This is a genomic window from Geobacillus sp. G4 (assembly GCF_040327975.1).
GTDB lineage: Bacteria > Bacillota > Bacilli > Bacillales > Anoxybacillaceae > Geobacillus > Geobacillus thermoleovorans.
In genome coordinates this window covers 1-247 of record NZ_JBEPJY010000129.1, presented here as the reverse complement: position 1 = coordinate 247, position 247 = coordinate 1, and the positions used below count along the sequence as shown (strand labels likewise).

The window sequence follows — 247 nt, the reverse complement described above, 5'->3', positions numbered from 1 at the left end:
CAGCCGTTCGCCCACTTCGCCAATGGCAGCTTGCCGCTGGTGTTCCTGGTCGCGCTGCTGGTGACGCTGATTCCGACCACCATCGGCGGCCTGTTATCGGCCATTGGTATCGCCGGCATGGATCGCCTGGTACGCCTCAACGTCATCGCCAAATCCGGGCGTGCGGTGGAAGCGGCGGGTGACGTGCATGTGCTGCTGCTGGACAAGACCGGCACCATCACCTTCGGCAACCGTCGCTGTGCAGCCG

Annotated in this window: 1 pseudogene; it reads left to right on the top strand. The window is 64.8% G+C overall.

Going from position 1 to position 247, the window contains the following annotated elements:
• Nucleotides 1–247, top strand: a pseudogene (locus tag ABS784_RS17225) (potassium-transporting ATPase subunit B); the annotation flags it as partial.